Origin of the sequence: Chryseobacterium oranimense, assembly GCF_900129755.1 — a bacterium.
Taxonomy (GTDB): Bacteria; Bacteroidota; Bacteroidia; order Flavobacteriales; family Weeksellaceae; genus Chryseobacterium; species Chryseobacterium oranimense.
Genome location: NZ_FQWT01000003.1, coordinates 191,244 through 210,691, shown reverse-complemented (window position 1 = coordinate 210,691; position 19,448 = coordinate 191,244). Strand labels below are relative to the sequence as shown.

Sequence of the window (19,448 nt, the reverse complement as noted above, 5' to 3'; positions counted from 1 at the left end):
ATTGAAGCTTTTTCAATAGAATTTTCTGTGTACAATTAATGCTTTCTTCATTTCAGATTCTTGAATTTTTGATAAATTTACGAGCCTGATCATTTAAAAACTATCCAAAAATTAAACCTATTCCAATGAGCAATTTAGAGCAGAAAAAATTTCCTATCGGTGAATACCAGCAGCCTGATAATATTTGTGATATCAAACTTGATGAATATATAAAAGTCATCAAAAACTTTCCGGAAAAGCTTAAAAACCTAATAGAATACTTCTCGGATGATCAGCCGGATACCCCTTACAGAGAAGGAGGATGGACGGTACGGCAGCTTGTGAATCATATTGCGGACAGCCATATCAACAGCTTTATTCGTCTTAAACTGGCATTAACGGAGGAAAATCCTACCATAAGACCTTATGACGAGGCCAAATGGGCAGAGCTTCAGGACAGCGTAAATATGCCCATAAAACCTGCCATGAGAATGATAAAAGGGACTCATCAAAGATGGGCTGCCCTGCTTAAAAGCCTTACCAATAAACAATTTGAAAGAACTTTTCATCACCCTGAACAAAACCGCGATTACGACCTGAGAAGCTATCTCGCGATGTATGTCTGGCATTGTAATCATCATTTTGCTCACATTGAAAATCTGAAGAAAGAAAAGGGGTGGTAAGGAAAAGCCTGCATAATCCGGTTTATTTTGAGGAAATTATTCACAGAATTTCTCTGCTTACTGAAAATGCTCCTCGAAGATGGGGAAAGATGACCGCTTCACAGATGCTGAAACACTGCGACCTGGTGCTACAGGTGGCTTTAAGGCAAGTTGAACTTCCGGAAATTAATATCCTTTTCAGAACAATAGGAGTGATAACCAAAGTGGAAATGCGGATCTTTAATAATGGAATTCCCCCAAAAATGCCTACTTTTCAAAAACTAATCGTTAATTTTGAATGTGATTTTGATGAATCGAAAACCAATCTGCTGAATACAATGAAAGCTTTCCGGACCCTATCTGAGAATCAGAATCTTCCGGAGCGCCACAAATTATTCGGGAAAATGACTGAAAAAGACTGGGGATTTTTAGAGTATAAACATCTGGATCACCATTTAAAACAATTTAATCTATGAGTTTTTTTGATAAAATATTCGGAGGAAAAGAAAATCAAAAACCTGAGCGTGAATCTTTCTGGAAAAATATGGAAACTGAGGAAGATCTGGCCAAAGCGATTGAAAATTCCTATCACCATAAAATTGCTATTTTCAAACATTCAACACGATGCTTCATCAGCAAAACTGTATTGAGAAATTTTGAAAAAGAAATAGATAATTTAGATCATAAAGTGGAATTATATTACTTAGATTTGCTTCAACACAGACTGATTTCAAATAAAATATCTGAAAACCTTGGAATCAGGCATGAGAGTCCGCAGTTGATTGTAATAGAAGACGGAAAAGTCATCAACAGCGCATCTCATGAAGATATATCCACAAGCCAGATCACATAATGAAGAATATAAACACTTATCTAGCTAAAGTACTTAATGTTCCTATTGAAAAAGTGAACACGTGCAGCTTACACTATGAAGTAAAGAAAATTCCTAAAAATCAGTTTCTTTTACAGTATGGTGAAATATGCAGGTACATATTCTTTGTAGAAAAAGGATTGCTGAAAATGTATTCCATTGATAAAAACGGAAAAGAGCATATCATACAGTTTGCGCCTGAAAGCTGGCTCATTTCTGACCGCAGCAGTCTTTACTTTAACGAAAAATCTATTTATTATATAGAAGCGGTGGAAGATACGGAAGTTCTGTTTCTTCATCCCGACTTCTTCAATAAACTGGTAGAACAATTTCCTAACAGTATCGAAAGAAGTGACTTTCTTTTGCAGAAGCATATCAGAAGTCTTCAAAACAGGATCAATTCTTTATTGGGTGAGACTGCGGAAGAAAGGTATATGAAGTTTATCAAGATGTATCCTGATCTGCTTCTGAGAGTTCCGCAATGGATGATTGCCTCTTATCTCGGCATCACCCCGGAAAGCCTGAGCAGGGTAAGAAAAGAACTGGCCCGCAAGAACTTTGTTCCAGACAGATAAGATCAGATCTTTTTGGCCAGATTTCCAACCTGCTGCAAACATAATTTTGTTTCTTCCGTCCAGGGAAGGCCGATACATAAGCGCATACAGTTTTCAAACTGATTCTGAAGGGTAAACATCCTGCCGGGTGCTATACTTATATTTTGTTTGATAGCCAGATCGTAAAGCTCAGTAGTACGGATGCCTTTATCAAATTCCACCCATAGGGAAAGACCTCCCTGCGGGCGGCTTGTTTTTGTGCCTTCAGGAAAGTAGTCTGCAATGGTCTGCACATAATTCTGGTAATTATTCTGAAGTGCCCGGCGCATTTGCTGAAGATGCTTTTCATAGCGTCCGGATTTAAGGAAATTCGCCACTGCTTCATTAACGATAGAAATGGATGAAGTAGAATGAAGCAACTTAAGTTTCATCACCTTATCCTTGTATTTTCCAGGAGCAATCCATCCTACACGGTACCCCGGAGCCAAAGTTTTCGAGATTGAGCTGCAATACAGTACATTTCCATCCTTATCAAAAGATTTACAGCATTTCGGACGGCTGGAACCAAAATAAAGATCCCCGTATACATCATCTTCTATTAAAGGGATATTGTTTTCAGAAAGGATTCTTACAATTTCTTTTTTATTCTCATCCGGCATACAGCTTCCCAGCGGTGAGTTGAAATTAGGAATCAGCAGACACAGGTTAATTTGCGGAATTACTCTTCTCAGTGCATCAATTTCAATTCCTGTAGTCGGGTGGGTGGGGAGTTCAAGAACATTCAGTCCCAATCCATTGGCAAGCTGAAGGATACCCGGATAGCAAGGGCTTTCAATGGCAATCGTATCGCCTGGTTTTCCAAGGGCCATAAGGCAGAAAGAGAGTGCATTCATTCCGCCGTTTGTAGTAACCAAATCATTTTCGCTGAGATTGCCTCCCCATTGTAACGATCTCACAGCAATCATTCTTCTCAGTTTTAAGTTACCCTGCAGTTCTTCATATTCAGTTCCGCCTTCTTTCAGTTCACGGGTGGCATTGATGATCTCTTTTTTTAATTTAGCCTGTGGCAGAAGATCTCCTGAAGGAATTCCTATAGAGAAAAAGGTAATCCCTTTTTTGCCCATGTTTTCATATACTTTGCTGATCAGTTCATCCGGCTCATCATTATTGGCAATCAGTGAGGGGCGGCTTATTTCAGGAAGGGGAAGCTTTACAGACATCAGTCTGCTGACAAAATATCCTGACTGGGGCTTGGATTCAATTAAAGACTGGGATTCAAGCTCCAGGAAAACCCGTTTTGCCGTATTCATGCTTACCTGGTGTTCCTGGCACATCATTCTCACGGAAGGGAGCCTGTCACCGGCTTTCAATACACCGTTTCTGATCTGGGAAGCAATTCCGTCAGCAATTTCTGTATATATAAATTCTTTACTCATTTTTCTAAACTGTGCTCATGCAAATATACAAAACTGAGACTGTGTTTATCCGTTTCTCCTTTCTAATTTTGAGTAATTAAAAAAATATAAGAATGCTAACTGAAAAAATATCTAAAGATGAGAATATAAGTGGCTGGATCAACGGCTTTATTGGCGTAGTATTATTTAGTGGCGGATTACCAGCGACCAAATTAGCGGTAATGGAAATGAGCCCGATTTTTGTCACCATCGTGCGTGCCGCTATTGCAGGGATACTTGCTTTTGTCGTTTTATGGATAGGCAAAGAAAAACGTCCTGTCAAGGAACAGCTGGTTCCTTTAGCTTTGGTTTCTTTAGGCTGTGTGATTGGTTTTCCGCTTCTTTCTGCGCTGGCACTTCAGTATTTAACTTCAGCTCATTCCATTGTATTTCTGGGAATGCTTCCTCTGGCAACTGCGGTATTCGGTGTTTTCCGTGGTGGAGAAAGGCCTCATCCTGTATTTTGGTTTTTTTCGGTAGTAGGAAGCCTTTTAGTTATCGGATATGCTGTGTCACAAGGGATATCTGCTTCACCGGTAGGCGATATTCTTATGCTGCTTGCCGTTATCTTATGTGGTATGGGATATGCGGAGGGCGCGAAACTGTCTAAAACATTAGGCGGCTGGCAGGTAATTTCCTGGGCTTTGGTATTGGCGCTGCCAGTTATGATTCCTTTATTTTTTATTTACTTTCCGGAGCATATTGAGACGGTAAGTTTTCAGGGGTGGTTTGGCATGGCTTATATTTCTCTTTTCAGTATGTTCATAGGTTTTATCTTTTGGTATAAAGGTCTGGCACAGGGTGGTATTGCAACAGTAGGGCAGCTGCAGCTTTTGCAGCCTTTCTTCGGGCTTGGTCTTGCCGCTTACTTTCTCCATGAGCAGGTGAGTATCGGGATGCTGTTTGTTACTATTGGAGTTATTTTATGTGTCGCTGGAACTAAAAAATTTGTGAAATAATTAAAAATAAAAGATTATGATTCAAATCATAGTTTTTACAAAATGGAATAGATTACCTTTGAACCACACCAAAAAATAAAATTATGAAATTTACCCTATTATTAATGCTTTTAGGCTTAACCGTATTAAGTTGTAAAAAGGAAACCAAAGTGGATAATACAACAGTATCCGACAGTACAGTTGTCGATACAATGCCTTCAGACACCATGACTGCTCCGGCTAATCCTATGCCTGCAGATACTATGCGAACCGGTGATACGGCAAGTGTAAGAAAAATGGATTCCGCGAGAACAACCAAAAAATAAGTTTTACCGTCATAGATTTAAACCCGTTTTTTAGGAGCGGGTTTTTGTATCCTTCAGATTTCTGGCAGGATCGGTTTTTCATGTATTTACATTATTCCTTAAATATTGTATGTTATTAAATGGATATCGTACTGATAATTAAATAATTTGTTATTATTGCTGTATTTTTTTAAAATTTTTAACCTTATTTACAATGTAAAGGCTCGATTTTTGCATAAGCATACGGAATCGTTCCCAATATATTTTTTACTAAGATTGGTTTTACAGAAGATTAAAAAATAAAAAAATATTATGGTTATTGACGAAAACATTCTGTATTCAGCGGGGGCGGAAATCAGACACTATAAACCCTCGGAATATCTATTCAATGAAGGGGAAACCCCGATGTATTATTATCAGATCACCCAGGGAGAGGTGAAACTAAACAATTATAATGACGAAGGGAAAGAGTTTATACAGAATATACTTTCTGAAGGTCACAGTTGCGGAGAGGCTATTCTTTTCATCAATAAGCCTTACCCTGTGAATGCCCAGGCACTCACCAAATGTGTCATTTTAAGGCTTCATAAGTCTGCTTTTTTTAACTTATTAAATTCATCTGCAGAATTGTGCATGGAAATCAGTGGCTTTTTATCACAAAGACTGTATTACAAATTTGTCATGATGCAGAATATTTCTTCCCAAAGCCCAATGGTAAGGCTTAAAGGATTAATGGATTATCTTAAAAGCTTTCATGAAGATGAGCGTCCCTATTCTTTCATGGTGCCTTTTACAAGGCAGCAAATGGCCAGCCTTACGGGATTAAGGGTAGAAACGGCGATAAGAACCATTAAGGATATGGAGAAAAATAAAATTGTGCAGATCAGGGATCGAAAAATTTTATATTAAAAAGTGGTTTTCAATAATTAATTTCACTATTTTTTATTGAACATTTAAAGAAGTACTTATGAAAACAATAAGCTGCATGAACATAGACGAAGAGGTGCTATATTCATACGGAGGAGAGATCAAGCAATATAAAAAAGGGGAACTTATATACAGGGAAGGAGACCATGCCCTTTATTATTTCCAGATTATAGAAGGAAAAGTGAAACTTAACAATTATGACGATGAAGGAAAAGAATTCATCCATAATATTTTTGCAGGAAAACAGAGCTTTGGGGATTCACTGCTCTTTTTGGATAAGTTTTACCCGACAAATGCAATGTGCATCAGCCCTTCACAAATTATAAGGGTTCCAAAAGATCAGTTTCTGAAATTAATAAAAACGGATCTCAAACTTTCTTTGGAAATGAATGCATGTCTTTCTCAAAGGCTTTATTTCAAAGCAATCATGCTGCAGAGTATGGCATCCCTGAACCCAGTATCAAGGCTTACCGGGCTCCTCGATTACCTTAAGAGCTACCATGATGAAGACTGTAGCAACTGTTTCCATGTAGAACTTACAAGACAGCAGATAGCCAATCTGGTGGGGCTCCGGGTAGAAACAGTGATCAGAGTTTTAAAAAAAATGGAAAAAGAAGGGAATATTACCATAGAAAACAGGAAAATTCTCTATTAGCCGATTTATATGATTAAGGTCATAAAAAAGTGAATTATTCAGGCGTATATTTGAGATAGCAAGTTTCAACACAATTCTTAAGACCCCAGTAAGGGCAGTTAAAGGCTTTTGGCTTTTAGGTAAATTATTCTATCCAAATTTTGCTGTATAATATTGAACAGCAGGATATGCTATTCATTTAAATTTTAGTTGCAAATACTGAAAATAACAACAGTTCATAGAAATTGATGTTGAAATAATAAAACTTCTTCTGAAGGATTTTATATAACCACAAAACTCAAAGATATGGATTGTCAGAAAATCATAAAAGACCTGAAGCATAAAGATTTTATTAAGGTTTCCAACAAAGGAGACTGGTTTGAGGATGGTGCCGCTGTGTATGCCAAGGAAATAAAGGATAATATTTTTTTATTATTTGTTATTCTGAAAGATATTGAGATTGAGAATATTCAGGCACTGATTGCACATTTCGACTGCTTTAGCAGTATAGGGCTGAAAGAACCGGAACAGATCATGTTTTATCTTTCAATAAAAAACAAAGAAGATCTTCACTATTTCGAGAAATATTTAAAAAATTCTGATAACTAATAACCGTTGCGAATATGATTTTTGAAAACGACACTTTAAAATATTCCGGATTGAATGATAAAAACAATATGATAGAGAATGAATCCCTATTTCCAAGTGTGATCAATTCTTACGGAGTTACCGCTTTTCTGATCAAATCATTGGAAAAGATAAAAAATAACGCTAAATGCGATATCCTGAAAAATGTAATCGACACTTATATCAACGAATACATTTTGAATATCCGCGAATATCATGGGCAAAAGACTATTTCTCCCGGAAATAGAGATACAGAAATAAGCATTGAAAATTCTTCCTTTACTCTATATGCCAAAACAGCCTATTATAAAGTATTAAAAGAAGAAGAATATCTCAATAAGCTGCTAAGTACCCTGGAAAAAACAGGACAGGAGCGGAATGATCTGCAAAAGATTTAGTTTGACTTTTTTTAAACCTTCACACCACATTAAAAGATAAAGCGATATGAAAAACGACACTCAGAACAACAAAAAGTTAGACCAGCTGGATGCGTACAGTACTTCTAATGAAAACGAAAAACTGACTACCAACCAGGGGTTAAGAATCAACAATAACCAGGATTCATTAAAGGCCGGCGACAGAGGGCCAACGCTGCTGGAAGACTTTATTCTAAGGGAGAAAATAACCCATTTCGACCACGAAAGAATCCCTGAAAGAGTCGTTCATGCAAGAGGCTCAGGAGCACATGGTGTTTTTAAATTAAACAAAAGTCTTAGTGCTTATACCAAAGCGAAATTTCTATCAAAAGTCGGGACGGAAACTCCTGTTTTTGTAAGGTTTTCAACCGTTGCAGGAAGCAAAGGAAGTACTGATCTGGCAAGGGATGTAAGAGGTTTTGCCGTAAAATTTTATACCGAAGAGGGAAATTATGACCTTGTAGCGAATAATATGCCCGTTTTTTTCATCCAGGATGCCATTAAATTCCCGGACCTTGTTCATGCCGTAAAACCGGAACCTGACAATGAAATTCCGCAGGCAGCTTCTGCCCACGACACATTTTGGGATTTTATTTCCCTGATGCCGGAAAGTTCACACATGATCATGTGGCTGATGAGCGACAGAGCCATCCCGCGAAGTCTGAGAATGATGGAAGGATTCGGGGTGCATTCCTTTAAATTGATTAATGAAGAAGGAAAAGTCCATTTCGTTAAATTCCATTTTAAACCCAAGCTGGGAGTCCATTCGGTAGCCTGGGATGAAGCCCAGAGAATTTCAGGGGTAGATCCCGATTTTCATAAAAGAGATTTATGGGAAGCCATCGAAAGCGGAGCTTTTCCGGAATGGGATTTCGGAGTACAGCTGGTTCCTGAAGAAGACGAACACAAATTTGATTTTGACCTTCTTGATCCTACCAAAATTATTCCCGAAGAAGAAGTTCCCGTACAGCTTGTCGGAACTTTGACCCTTAACAAAAATCCGGAAAATTTCTTTGCAGAAACAGAGCAGGTAGCCTTTCATCCCGGACATGTTGTTCCCGGCATCGACTTTACGAATGACCCGCTGCTTCAGGGAAGACTATTTTCCTATACCGATACCCAGCTGTCAAGATTGGGATCACCCAATTTCCATGAAATTCCTATCAACAGATCTGTGAATACGGTTCATAACAATCAGCGTGATGGCCATATGAGACAGCAGATTGCCAAAGGAAAAGTAAGCTATGAACCCAATTCTATCGGTGGAGGATGTCCTTTCCAGGCCATGATGTCAGAAGGCGGATTTACTTCCCAGGAAGAAAGAGTTTCCGGCGAAAAAGTCAGAAAAAGAAGCCAAAGCTTTGTAGACCATTATTCACAGGCAAAACTGTTTTACAACAGTCAGTCGGCTCCGGAACAAATCCATATTCAGAACGCTCTGGTTTTTGAACTTTCAAAAGTTACGATCCCTGAGATCAGGGAAAGAATGGTGGGTCAGCTGGCCTTCATCGATGATACCCTGGCTAATAAAGTAGCCGGAAAATTAGGAGTAAAAGTCAAAAAGCTGAAACAGCCTAACCAAAGCATTCCTGCAGATGCTGATCCTGCTGAACTTCAAAGTGAAGAAAGAGAGCCTAAGACCAGGGTATCCGAAGCATTAAGCATGAAAAACACCATTAAAGATACCATTAAAAGCAGGAAAATAGGCTTCATTGCAGCCAATGGTGCAGATGGTACTCTTCTTAATGGTTTAAAAACAAAACTGGAAGCAGAAGGTGCCAAAGTAGAGCTTATAGCACCAAGTTTAGCTCCTATTAAAACAACGGACGGATCATTAATTCCGAAACATTCTCTTACAAGCATTGCCAGCGTATGTTTTGATGCTTTATATATCAGCGCCGGAGAAAAATCTGCACAGGAGCTCATGGGGCCGGAAAACAAACACCTTTCCCTGCGTTTCATTAATGAAGCTTATAAGCATTGCAAAGCCATTTATTTCGGGAATGGTACAGACGCTCTTTATGACAACAGTAATATTGCCATGAAGCAGCACGAAGATCCTGCTGTAATTGCTGAAAAAGACGGCGGTTCCGATGAACAGTTTATTAAAGCTGTAGCTGCCCACAGAGTTTGGGAGCTGGAGCAGGAAAGAAACAGATAAATCACCACACACCTTCACACCATTAAATATTAAAATTATGGAATTTCAAAAAAGTCTTTTAGAATATATAAGTCATTTTCTTATGACGGCAGATGAAACTATTTCTATTGCAGAAAGCGTTACTTCCGGATGTCTTCAACTGGCTTTTTCCCAAATGCCGAATGCCTCCCTGTTTTACAACGGAGGCGTTACGGCCTACACACTGCCTCAAAAAGTAAAGCTGCTGAATGTGGAAAGGGAAGAAGCGGAAGAATGTGACTGCGTATCAGAAAATATCGCAAGGACCATGGCGCTTAACGTGGCAAAAATGTTTAACTCAGACTGGTCTATTGCTACAACGGGCTACTGTACACCCATCAGAAACTCATCTTATAAAATCTTTGCCTACTTTGCCTTTTCCTATAAAGGAGAGATCATTCTTACCAAAAAACTTGAGTTGCATCCCAAAACACAGGCTTTGAATGCCCAGCTGTATTATACGGAATTTATCCTTGGATGCTTTAAAAGTGAAATTAACCAGCTTTTAATCTTAAAATAATTTTCAGATGGATGATTTAAAAGACAAATCAGTTCTTATTACGGGAGCAGACAGCGGAATAGGTAAGGCAACAGCATTACTTTTTGCACAGAAAGGAGCTGATATTGCCATTATCTATCATACAGACGATGATGATGCGGAAAAAGTAAAAAAAGAAATTGAAAAACTGGGAAGAAAATGCATTATTTTTGGAGGTGATATCAATGATTATGATTTCTGTGAAGAGACTGTAAAACAGGTGGTTGCTACATTTGGCGGCATTGATATCCTGATCAATAATGCAGGAGTACAGTTTCCTGCAGAAAATATAAGAGAACTCGAGGAAAAAAATATCAGAAAAACCTTTGATTCCAATATTATAGGGATGATCCTGCTTACAAAAGTGGTTTTCCCTTATTTGAAAGAGGGAAGCTCTGTCATCAATACGACTTCTGCCACTGCTTATCAGGGACACCCCGAACTGCTGGATTACTCTGCTACAAAAGGCGCTATTGTATCTTTCACCCGTTCCCTGGCATTGCAGGCAAAATCTAAAGGCATACGCATTAATGCGGTAGCCCCTGGACCCGTTGCCACACCGCTTACCAAAGAAACTTTCGGGGAAGAGGAGGAAGACCCCAACAAACCACCTTTCGAAAGAAATGCTACCCCCGAAGAAGTGGCGGCCAGCTTTTTATTTCTCGCAGGAAGCGGAGCTGCTCAGATTACCGGGCAGGTGATCCATCCGAATGGTGGTCTGGTGGTTAACGGGTAGATTTCATAACAAGCCGTTCAAGCATTAGATTAAGAGTTTTTAAATCTTACATTTCAAACTTGTGGTTTATGTCTAAAAAAAGTTTCTTTTACCGTAATAGTTTAAGTATTGCTTTAATTGTATTAATGCTTTCCTGTCTTGCGGGACAGTTCTTTACCGGCTGGACCACCCTGAATAAGGAACTGGCTGAAGAGGGCAGCCCGCAACTCAGTTTGGCAACTTATATTCACAGCGGACATTTTATACAGGCAACCTTTGAAAACTGGGAAAGTGAATTCCTGCAGATGATGCTTTATATTCTGCTGACAGTTTCCCTGAGGCAGAAAGGTTCCAGTGAATCCAAATCCCTCGAAGGAGAAGAAGAGGTGGATAAGGAGCCTGAAGCCCATCCAAAAGCGCCCTGGCCGGTAAAAAAAGGAGGAATATGGCTTAGCCTTTATAAGCATTCCTTATCCATAGCTTTTGCCATCCTGTTTATACTAAGTTTCGGAATGCATTTTTATGGCAGCATGAAAGATTTTAATGAAGAGCAGAAAGCTAAAAATGAGCCTCAGACAACTGCGGTTGAGTATATTTCAGAATCCAGGTTCTGGTTCGAATCTTTTCAGAACTGGCAGAGCGAATTTTTGGCAGTAGCTTCAATAGTTATCCTGTCTATCTGGCTCCGTGAAAAAGGATCACCGGAATCCAAGCCAGTGGATATGGCACATGACGAAACCCCTTAGCTTATTTTTTTACTTTGGGCTTGCTTTTCATAATTGAATAGTAAGAAGATGTAAAAGCAGAAAGACTCTGGTATCCGACCTTATAGGCTATCTGGCTTAAAGTATACCGGCCTGTATCCATCAGCTCAATACTTTTTAATATCCTTACAAGCTGAAGATATTTCTGAAGCGTAATTCCGGTTTCACTTTTAAAAATTCTCTGTAGGCTTCTTACAGATATTTGCGCTTTTTCTGCCAGATCTGCTGTATTGAGGCTGTATTTGAAATTGGAATCGATATAGGTACAAACAGGAATAAGTCGTGCGTCGGACGGGACAGGAATTTCAAGAAAGCTGCTTTCCCGGCAGAAGTTGGGAAGGCTTTTTAAAATCGCTTTAAAAAATACATCCTGTTCCTCATCTTTTTCAGTCAGCTGATTCCATTTGGAAGCATACAGAAGCATTTCCTTCAAGACCGTAGGAGCTGTAAAAATATGAATATGTCGATAGAATTCATCGGCAAAAACACTTTTGAACAGAAAGACCATTAAATTAACTGTTCTTGCTTCTGAAGAAATCCTGTGCGCTTTACCGGAAGGAATCCATATAACATGGTGCTGCGGGACAATATAGATCTTCTGATCGATATGGAAATACTGGTAACCTTCTTCCACAAATGTAAGCTGTGAACGTTGATGGGAATGCTCATGATCGTCATGTTTCCAGTCTGTCTCGCACCATACGTAAGCTTCCTTTTCAATAGTATCTATAAATCTGCTGTCGTTCTGTTCCGATAAACCGCATTTCACAGTGTCGTTCTGCATAAAGTTTTTGGCAAATTTAATAAAAACGACAATACTAATTTTGTATGGTAATTATTTATCCAGCTAAAAATGAAAAAACTAAGTACAGTTTTTGTATTAATCTTATTACTGAAAATCACAACAGTTATGGCACAGGAAAACAAAGCCAGAATCCTGGTTCTCATCCATTCAGACAACGGCGGAACCTATGAACTGGCCAAAGAAATAGCATCCGGCATAGAAAGCGGCAAAAACGCAACAGCCATCATTAAACAGGTTAAAGAAGCCCAAAATCCAAAACTGAAGAATATCCCCATAGCTTCAGTGGATGAACTGCCATCCTATGATGGAATTGCTTTCGGATCTCCTGTTTATTTCGGCAATATCAGTACAGGAATGAGCGAGTTTCTATCGAAAACGGTTAACTTGTGGACGAATCATGCCCTGGAAGGTATGCCTGCAACGGTTTTCATGTCTGCGGGTAGCGGGGCAGGAAAGGAGCTTGCACTGAATGCCTTCTGGAACAGCCTTGCGGTTCACGGAATGGTGCTGGTATCCAATGGAATCAGAGGAAATGAGACGGTTAACAAAAGTATTCCCCAGGGAAATACTGTGTTAGGAATAACAAGCATGGCATCATTGAAAGATGTTGAAAGACCAACAAAAGACGAACGCGGACTGGCAGAACTTCAGGGAAGGAATTTTGCTAAAACGGCTTTGACCCTGAAAGGTACGTTTACTAAGAAACAGGTAATAGCGGCGAATTCAGAACAATCTCGGGATATCAATGAACTGCTAAAGCAGAAAAATATTATCCTGCCACAGGTTCCGCAGCCTGCCGGGAATTACAAACCTTATGTACGCTCCGGGAATCTGGTATTCATTAATCAGGTTGCTTTGAAAGACGGCAAGATTTTAAATCCCGGTAAATTAGGGGTGAACGTTAATGAAAATCATGTAAAAGAAGCTACAAAAGTTACGATGCTTAACGTTATAGCTGTTTTAAAAGAAGCTGTAGGTGGTGACCTGAATAAAGTAAAGCAATGTGTGCAGCTTACAGGGATTTTCAATACTAAAGATGATTATACCCAACATGCGGATCTGATGAATGTTGCTTCAGATCTTACAGTAGACATTTTCGGAGAAAAAGGGAAACATGCCAGAGCCACGCTGGGAGCTTCATCTATTCCTGTGAATTCACCTGTGGAAATTCAGGCTGTTTTTGAGGTGGAATAATTTCATGTATTAATATATAAAAACTACTGGCAGTCCAAAGTTATGGGCTGCCAGCAATTTTTCAGACTAACTTAATACATTGAATATTATTCTAAGAAACCGGGAATTCCGGCTTTTTTATTTTTTTCAAATAACCGCATTGCCTTCCACACCATCCGAATTATCTGTTTTAATTCCGGTAATGGCAGCTGTTACAAAACTGAACAGGCTTACAAGTTTTCCTGCTTTTGTATCCCAATAATAAGTTTCTTTAGGCTCTAAGCGGATAATGGTAACGTCCGGGTCATCCTTTCCGTCAAACCATGCTTTAGCCATAGGCGACCATTTCTCTTCAATAGTGGCTTTATCTTTATAAACAGATGCTTCACCATATACGGAAAGGTATTGGGAGTCACTGTTGTTCATAAAAAACAGCTGTACTCTGCGGTCTTCCTTTATTTCAAAGTTTTTATTACTTGTTCCGCTGCTGATAAACCATAGATTTCCGCTGTCATCTGTTTCCTGCAGGGTCATGGGGCGGGAATTTACAGGAACGGTATCAAGTTCTGTACAGAACATGCATATTCTTGCTTTTTCCGACAGTTCTTTAATCTTTTTAATGGCCTCAAGATGGGTTAAGTTTTGTGTTGACATAATAATATATTTAGTGATTGATATTGAAAACTGAATAAAAACTGAATTCCGGGAATTGAATATCAGCTATTTTTATTCATTAAAATATTCAAATACCTGACCAAACATTATTTTAATGTGGTACCATTGATTAATTTTTTTCTTTCAGCTTCTAAAATGCAGATATAATATTCTGTGTAACTTTACAGAATGCAAATCAAACCGCCTAAGCATTTATCTTCCTATATCCGGCATTACATTTTTCTGGAACATTCGGAATATGAGCGTAAAAATTTAAGGCTGTTTACAGATGGCAGTACCGGGCTTATTTTATCCGGCAGCCGGAATCTTTATGCAGCAGTTTCAAATGATCAGGTTCCTTCTTCATTTTTTTACGGACATCCTGCGGGATACAAAGATTTTACAACTGAAGGTCCGTTTTCAATGATTGCAGTTGTTTTTCAGCCATATTTTTTTAAGGCTCTTCTCAATATTTCTGCAAAAGAGCTGGAAAACCAGATCATTTCAGCTGAAAATGTTCTGAAAAATGAACTTTTGTCTTTTCAGGAAGATCTCCTGGCCGGAACGGATCCAGAGTCTATTATTATTAAGCTTAATCATTTTTTTACAAGATTCATATCCGGGAAAATCAATTCCGATGATCAGCTGATCAGGGCTGTACAAACATTTATGCTTAAAAATAAAGGCATCGTTTCCTCAAAAGAACTGGAGTTGTTTACCGGATATTCTGAGCGGCATCTTGAGAGGAAATTCAAAGATTATATTGGCATTACCCCGAAGAAATACGGAAATATCATCCGTCTTCATCATTTCATCAATCTTATGCTTATGAAGGAAAATGCCGAAAATGAAAGTACGGCCAGACTTTCTTACGAATCAGGCTACAGTGACCAGTCTCATCTGATTAAAGATTTTAAAAGCAGTACAGGTCTCACTCCCAATCAATATTTAAAAACAGAAAAACTGGCAGTCAATTTTATCCAGTTGCGCTGAAATGTCGGTTTTTTACAATCTTCAGGTGATCCTGAATGATAGCTTTGCAGAAAAAAAAGATGGACAATCTCAAAATTTCTACTGCACAGTTTGAAAATAAAAGCGGTGACAAAGCATACAATCTTTCAGTAATAGAAAAACTATCGGCAGAGGCAGCAGCTAAGGGCTCACAAGTCATTGCCTTTCATGAATGTTCGGTTACCGGATATACTTTTGCCAGAAACCTTTCCAAAGAACAGCTTCTGGATATTGCCGAATTTATACCTGAAGGCGAAAGCATAACAAAATTACAGCAGATCGCTGCAGAACATAACATTACAATATTGGCAGGGCTCTTCGAAAAAGATGAAAATGATCATATCTTCAAAGCTTATGTTTGCGTTGATGGAACCGGACTGAAAGCCAAATACAGAAAGCTTCATCCTTTTATTAATCCCCATCTGACTCCCGGAAACCAATACTGCGTTTTTGACATTCACGGGTGGAAATGTGGCATTCTTATCTGCTACGACAATAATATCATTGAAAATGTAAGGGCTACAAAACTTTTAGGGGCAGATCTTATTTTCATGCCGCATGTTACCATGTGTACACCTTCCACCAGGCCGGGAGCAGGCTTCATAGATCCGGAATTATGGAAGAACAGGGAAGCCGATCCTACCTCGCTCCGCCTTGAATTTGACGGAATGAAAGGAAGGGACTGGCTGATTAAATGGCTGCCTGCAAGAGCTTATGACAATGGAATTTATGTAGTCTTCTCAAATCCTATTGGCATGGATGATGATCAGCTGAAAAATGGCTGCTCGATGATCATTGATCCTTTCGGGGATATTATTGCGGAATGCCGTTCGTTCAATGACAGTTCTGAAACCATTACCATTTTCCCGGAAAAGTTGCATCAGGCCGGTGGAAGTAGGTATATTAAGGCAAGAAGACCAGAATTGTACAGAGATATTATTGGAATGCCCCATCATCCGGAGCAGAAAGTAGTGTGGATGAAGGAAGATAAACAATAGAAAAGTTTGAAACTTCCCGCAGATTTACCGAGAAAAAAAAATTGAAACCTGCGGGAGGTTTTATAAAACTATTTATCAATGATTTCCTGAAGATCACTCCAGGCACCACCATTGTGCACATGCTTAAAGCCTCTTTCCTTTAAGATCTTTTCAGCCTTTACGCTCCGTAAACCATGAGAACATACCGTGATATAAGTTCTATCCCGGCTAAGTTCGGTATACCTTTCCCGGATAGTTCCCAAAGAGATATTAACAGAACCTTCAATATGACCCGTTTTAAATTCTTTTTCTGTTCTTACGTCCAGAATAATTGCTCCTTTTCGGATTAATGCATCAAGCCCTTCATCCAATGTCTGGTATCTGTAGACCCTGTAAATGATATAGATCGTAAGAATAATTCCACCAAAAATCAGTAGATTTCTCATAACTTGCTCAGGATTTTATAGTCAATGTAAAAGGTTCCGAAAGGAATAAAGCATGCCAGGATCACTTTCCAGGTGGTCTCGCGGAATTTCCAATGCTGTTCGACACCAACGCTTAAAGTATTAAACAGGAAAAGAAGGAACAGGCTTCCATGGACCGGCCCCATTAGCTTCACAAAAGAAGGATTTCCGAGCCAGTATTTCATGGGTACAGCAATGAATACAAGGATCAGCAGGGATATTCCTTCCAGAATGGCCAGAATTCTCAGGCGTCCGGTTTTTGTTTTTAATAAATGTATCATAATTATCTTAAAAAAGGTCTGTTGGCAAAAGGAGAGAACGGCCATGGGATCGCTATAAAAATAACCACCAGAGCAAGGATATACCAGATCAGCATTGTTCTGAATTTTTCCCGATCCGTTTCTTTTCTTTTTGCTAAAGCGGAGCCTACAGTGATGAGCACAATGGCAGTGAGCATAAGAGCAATATGGATAACACCAAAAAAAAGAATATCCAAAGAGCCTTTAGCCTCATTGAAATTTTTCCAGAAGTACTTTACAACCGGACTTTTTGAATAGAGAATAATTCCTACAACCAATTGGATATGGGCAATAGTTGCTGTCCAGTGACGGACCAGATCATCCTTTCCTGAAAATATCTTATGAAGATAATACCCTCTGAAAGCAATCCATACGGAGTAAATAAGACTTAGTAAAACTATCCAACGGAAGAGGGAATGCAGGAATGTAAGCGTCTGATACATGATGACTTTTTAGGACATTCCAAAGATATAACAAAAACATACTAATTAGTATGTTTTTTGGTAAAAAAATTATTGAAAGCAGTTAAGATAAGCTTTAAGTCCTTTCAAATAAATAAGATACACTGATTTTGAGTTTTCCAGTTTTCCCAGATTTCTTACTCCCCAATAGCCGGATATCACAAAAACAGCAATTTCTTTTGCATCAGTATCTGTTTTTATGGACCCATTTTTCTTACCGGTTTCAATACATTGGATGATTGCATTTTCCCACTGCGCAGAAAGGTTGTTCAATGCTTTTGTGAATTCTATATTCCAGGGAGCCATTTCCTGGGTGAAATTAGAAGCCGGGCAGCCGTATTCAACCTTTAGGAAATCGTTTTCCATTAAAATTCCGTACATCAGCTGATAAATGCTTTCCAAAGGGTGATCACTATTTTTCAGGGGTTCAATGAAAGTGCTTTTGAAATTGTTGATCAGAAGTTCGTTTATAATAGCCAGTCCCATTTCATCTTTTGTTTTAAAATGGTAGTAAAAAGCTCCTTTGGTTACCTGTGTAGTGGCAATGATCTCATCAACGCTCGTGGTTTGATACCCTTTTACATAGATGAGTTCAAAGGCTTTCTGAAGAATATTCAATCGGGTTGCTTCTGATTTTTTCATTAGGATATGCTGGCTTACTGCAAAGGAACGGAAATTTTAAAAAACATAACTATTATTATTCTGATGATATGCTAGAATTTAAATAATTTTTATAATACAATTATTCATCGGAACTTTGCATAGTCAATTCAACAAAATTACAACGTAATGAATAATCAAAAAGAAATACAGATGAATATAAATCCTGTTGTAAAGAGCAAAGGACTTCCGGCAGCATTATGGGCATTAACGATAAGCGCATTTGGAATAGGAACTACAGAATTTGTGATCGTAGGACTTCTTCCTACGGTGGCCGGAGATCTGGGAATCAGTATTCCATCAGCAGGACTTCTGGTAAGCCTTTATGCCATCGGGGTTGCTATAGGAGCTCCGATACTGACGGCACTGACAGGAAAAATACCCCGCAAAGCACTTTTAATTTCAATCATGATCCTGTTTGTTATAGGAAACGGACTGGCATCTGTTGCTCCGGGATTTATTACCCTGGTCATGGCCAGAATCCTGACCGGGTTTGCACATGGAGTTTACTTTTCCATTGGTTCTACTATTGCAGCATCGCTGGTTTCTGAAGAGAAAAGGGCAACGGCTATCTCCATTATGTTTGCAGGGCTTACCCTGGCCATTGTAACGGGAGTTCCCCTGGGAACTTTTATAGGGCAGCATTTTGGCTGGAGGGCTACTTTTATCGGTGTTTCCATCCTTGGAATCATAGGATTGCTGGCCAGTATGCTTTTGGTTCCCAAAAATCTTAAAAGTGATCAGACCGCTTCTTTAAAAAGTCTTCCCAAAGTATTTGCAAACAGACGTATGATTTTCGCATTTTTAATGACAGCAATGGGGTATGGGGGAACATTTGTCGTATTTACCTACCTGTCACCGATCTTACAGCAGATCACAGGATTCCGGGAATCTACAGTAACATTTATTCTGCTTATTTACGGAATCGCCATTGCTTTAGGAAATCTTCTGGGTGGAAAAACAGCCAATAAAAATCCTCTAAAAGCACTTCTGTGGATGTTTGCAGCACAGGGAATGGTATTGCTTGCCTTTTATTTCACAGCCGGCGATCAGGTTTTAAGCATTATTACCTTATTCCTTTTGGGAGGCCTGTCTTTTGCCAGTGTGCCGGGGCTTCAGCTTCTGGTGGTACAGATTGCTGAAAAAGAGCTTCCGGGAACTGAAGATGTGGCGTCAGGAATCAACATTGCCGCGTTCAATATAGGAATTGCTGTAGGATCCTATACCGGCGGAATTGTGGTAACATCTTCATTAGGACTGGCTAGTACACCGTGGATCGGGGCTTTGTTCCTTTTGGCGACCGTACTGATTACCTTATACAGCATCCGTTTAAGTAAAAATTAAAAAGTTTTCACCTTTGGTATATTGTAAGGGCTGCCTT

Annotated in this window: 25 protein-coding genes; 18 read left to right on the top strand and 7 right to left on the bottom strand. The window is 39.1% G+C overall.

Features of this window, described 5'->3' with window-relative positions:
- The first annotated feature begins 125 nt into the window (after nucleotides 1-125).
- The 4 genes from BUB03_RS11575 to BUB03_RS11560 are packed head-to-tail and all read left to right on the top strand — an operon-like array spanning nucleotide 126 to nucleotide 2,087.
- On the top strand, nucleotides 126-662 hold the full coding sequence (locus BUB03_RS11575; RefSeq protein WP_073063238.1) for a YfiT family bacillithiol transferase: 537 nt from the start codon (nucleotides 126-128) through the stop codon (nucleotides 660-662).
- Nucleotides 656-1,117: a DUF1569 domain-containing protein gene (locus BUB03_RS11570; protein WP_228417851.1), complete on the top strand. Its 462-nt coding sequence runs from the start codon at nucleotides 656-658 to the stop codon at nucleotides 1,115-1,117. Before BUB03_RS11575 ends, BUB03_RS11570 begins: the two co-directional genes overlap by 7 nt.
- A complete protein-coding gene (gene ytxJ / locus BUB03_RS11565; protein ID WP_040995210.1) occupies nucleotides 1,114-1,494 on the top strand; it encodes a bacillithiol system redox-active protein YtxJ in 381 nt (126 codons plus the stop codon). The genes BUB03_RS11570 and ytxJ overlap by 4 nt, the downstream gene beginning before the upstream one ends.
- Nucleotides 1,494-2,087 carry a Crp/Fnr family transcriptional regulator gene (locus BUB03_RS11560; RefSeq protein ID WP_040995208.1) on the top strand — a complete coding sequence of 198 codons (594 nt, stop codon included), beginning with the start codon at nucleotides 1,494-1,496 and terminating at the stop codon, nucleotides 2,085-2,087. Before ytxJ ends, BUB03_RS11560 begins: the two co-directional genes overlap by 1 nt.
- Nucleotides 2,088-2,089: 2 nt before the next feature.
- Here BUB03_RS11560 and BUB03_RS11555 read toward each other — a convergent pair whose 3' ends face one another.
- A complete protein-coding gene (locus BUB03_RS11555) occupies nucleotides 2,090-3,502 on the bottom strand; it encodes an aminotransferase-like domain-containing protein (protein WP_073063235.1) in 1,413 nt (470 codons plus the stop codon).
- A 92-nt stretch (nucleotides 3,503-3,594) separates the two neighbouring features.
- Here BUB03_RS11555 and BUB03_RS11550 point away from each other — a divergent pair, with 92 nt between their 5' ends.
- From BUB03_RS11550 to BUB03_RS11505, 10 genes are all read left to right on the top strand, one after another.
- Nucleotides 3,595-4,479 carry a DMT family transporter gene (locus BUB03_RS11550; protein WP_073063232.1) on the top strand — a complete coding sequence of 295 codons (885 nt, stop codon included), beginning with the start codon at nucleotides 3,595-3,597 and terminating at the stop codon, nucleotides 4,477-4,479.
- A gap of 83 nt (nucleotides 4,480-4,562) precedes the next feature.
- Nucleotides 4,563-4,784, top strand: coding sequence for a hypothetical protein (locus BUB03_RS11545; RefSeq protein WP_040995203.1), 222 nt, complete (start codon nucleotides 4,563-4,565; stop codon nucleotides 4,782-4,784).
- A gap of 291 nt (nucleotides 4,785-5,075) precedes the next feature.
- Nucleotides 5,076-5,672: a Crp/Fnr family transcriptional regulator gene (locus BUB03_RS11540; protein ID WP_040995201.1), complete on the top strand. Its 597-nt coding sequence runs from the start codon at nucleotides 5,076-5,078 to the stop codon at nucleotides 5,670-5,672.
- Between the two features lie 58 nt (nucleotides 5,673-5,730).
- A complete protein-coding gene (locus BUB03_RS11535) occupies nucleotides 5,731-6,345 on the top strand; it encodes a Crp/Fnr family transcriptional regulator (protein ID WP_228417849.1) in 615 nt (204 codons plus the stop codon).
- Between the two features lie 285 nt (nucleotides 6,346-6,630).
- Nucleotides 6,631-6,933: a hypothetical protein gene (locus BUB03_RS11530; RefSeq protein ID WP_073063230.1), complete on the top strand. Its 303-nt coding sequence runs from the start codon at nucleotides 6,631-6,633 to the stop codon at nucleotides 6,931-6,933.
- Between the two features lie 14 nt (nucleotides 6,934-6,947).
- On the top strand, nucleotides 6,948-7,349 hold the full coding sequence (locus BUB03_RS11525) for a hypothetical protein (protein WP_040995198.1): 402 nt from the start codon (nucleotides 6,948-6,950) through the stop codon (nucleotides 7,347-7,349).
- Between the two features lie 46 nt (nucleotides 7,350-7,395).
- The gene (locus tag BUB03_RS11520; protein WP_073063227.1) at nucleotides 7,396-9,528 is read left to right on the top strand and encodes a catalase; all 2,133 of its coding nucleotides are present in this window, start codon (nucleotides 7,396-7,398) and stop codon (nucleotides 9,526-9,528) included.
- Nucleotides 9,529-9,565: 37 nt separating this feature from the next.
- Entirely contained in the window at nucleotides 9,566-10,066 is a 501-nt protein-coding gene (locus tag BUB03_RS11515; protein WP_073063224.1) for a CinA family protein, read from the top strand.
- A 7-nt stretch (nucleotides 10,067-10,073) separates the two neighbouring features.
- A complete protein-coding gene (locus tag BUB03_RS11510; RefSeq protein WP_073063222.1) occupies nucleotides 10,074-10,820 on the top strand; it encodes an SDR family oxidoreductase in 747 nt (248 codons plus the stop codon).
- A gap of 68 nt (nucleotides 10,821-10,888) precedes the next feature.
- A complete protein-coding gene (locus BUB03_RS11505; protein WP_073063219.1) occupies nucleotides 10,889-11,545 on the top strand; it encodes a DUF6766 family protein in 657 nt (218 codons plus the stop codon).
- A gap of 1 nt (nucleotide 11,546) precedes the next feature.
- On the opposite strand, the gene BUB03_RS11500 is transcribed toward BUB03_RS11505, so the two are convergent.
- Nucleotides 11,547-12,347, bottom strand: coding sequence for an AraC family transcriptional regulator (locus BUB03_RS11500; RefSeq protein WP_073063216.1), 801 nt, complete (start codon nucleotides 12,345-12,347; stop codon nucleotides 11,547-11,549).
- Between the two features lie 69 nt (nucleotides 12,348-12,416).
- Between BUB03_RS11500 and BUB03_RS11495 the strand changes: the two genes are divergently transcribed.
- Entirely contained in the window at nucleotides 12,417-13,562 is a 1,146-nt protein-coding gene (locus tag BUB03_RS11495; RefSeq protein ID WP_073063213.1) for an Atu1372/SO_1960 family protein, read from the top strand.
- A gap of 126 nt (nucleotides 13,563-13,688) precedes the next feature.
- Here the strand turns inward: BUB03_RS11495 and BUB03_RS11490 are convergent, their stop codons facing one another.
- Nucleotides 13,689-14,195 (bottom strand): pyridoxamine 5'-phosphate oxidase family protein, encoded by a 507-nt coding sequence (locus tag BUB03_RS11490; RefSeq protein ID WP_073063211.1) that lies wholly within the window; start codon nucleotides 14,193-14,195, stop codon nucleotides 13,689-13,691.
- A gap of 189 nt (nucleotides 14,196-14,384) precedes the next feature.
- Here BUB03_RS11490 and BUB03_RS11485 point away from each other — a divergent pair, with 189 nt between their 5' ends.
- Both BUB03_RS11485 and BUB03_RS11480 read left to right on the top strand, forming a co-directional pair.
- A complete protein-coding gene (locus BUB03_RS11485; protein WP_073063208.1) occupies nucleotides 14,385-15,188 on the top strand; it encodes an AraC family transcriptional regulator in 804 nt (267 codons plus the stop codon).
- A 59-nt stretch (nucleotides 15,189-15,247) separates the two neighbouring features.
- The gene (locus tag BUB03_RS11480) at nucleotides 15,248-16,204 is read left to right on the top strand and encodes a nitrilase family protein (protein ID WP_073063756.1); all 957 of its coding nucleotides are present in this window, start codon (nucleotides 15,248-15,250) and stop codon (nucleotides 16,202-16,204) included.
- A 68-nt stretch (nucleotides 16,205-16,272) separates the two neighbouring features.
- Here BUB03_RS11480 and BUB03_RS11475 read toward each other — a convergent pair whose 3' ends face one another.
- The 4 genes from BUB03_RS11475 to BUB03_RS11460 form a co-directional block, all read right to left on the bottom strand.
- Nucleotides 16,273-16,629, bottom strand: coding sequence for a rhodanese-like domain-containing protein (locus BUB03_RS11475; protein WP_073063205.1), 357 nt, complete (start codon nucleotides 16,627-16,629; stop codon nucleotides 16,273-16,275).
- Nucleotides 16,626-16,928 carry a DUF3817 domain-containing protein gene (locus tag BUB03_RS11470; RefSeq protein ID WP_040995181.1) on the bottom strand — a complete coding sequence of 101 codons (303 nt, stop codon included), beginning with the start codon at nucleotides 16,926-16,928 and terminating at the stop codon, nucleotides 16,626-16,628. Before BUB03_RS11470 ends, BUB03_RS11475 begins: the two co-directional genes overlap by 4 nt.
- Before the next feature lie 2 nt (nucleotides 16,929-16,930).
- Nucleotides 16,931-17,389 carry a hypothetical protein gene (locus BUB03_RS11465; protein ID WP_073063203.1) on the bottom strand — a complete coding sequence of 153 codons (459 nt, stop codon included), beginning with the start codon at nucleotides 17,387-17,389 and terminating at the stop codon, nucleotides 16,931-16,933.
- 69 nt (nucleotides 17,390-17,458) lie between these two features.
- Entirely contained in the window at nucleotides 17,459-18,049 is a 591-nt protein-coding gene (locus BUB03_RS11460) for a TetR/AcrR family transcriptional regulator (RefSeq protein WP_073063200.1), read from the bottom strand.
- Between the two features lie 147 nt (nucleotides 18,050-18,196).
- On the opposite strand from BUB03_RS11460, the gene BUB03_RS11455 reads away from it, so the two are divergent.
- Nucleotides 18,197-19,411 (top strand): MFS transporter, encoded by a 1,215-nt coding sequence (locus BUB03_RS11455; RefSeq protein WP_073063198.1) that lies wholly within the window; start codon nucleotides 18,197-18,199, stop codon nucleotides 19,409-19,411.
- The last annotated feature ends 37 nt before the right edge of the window (nucleotides 19,412-19,448 follow it).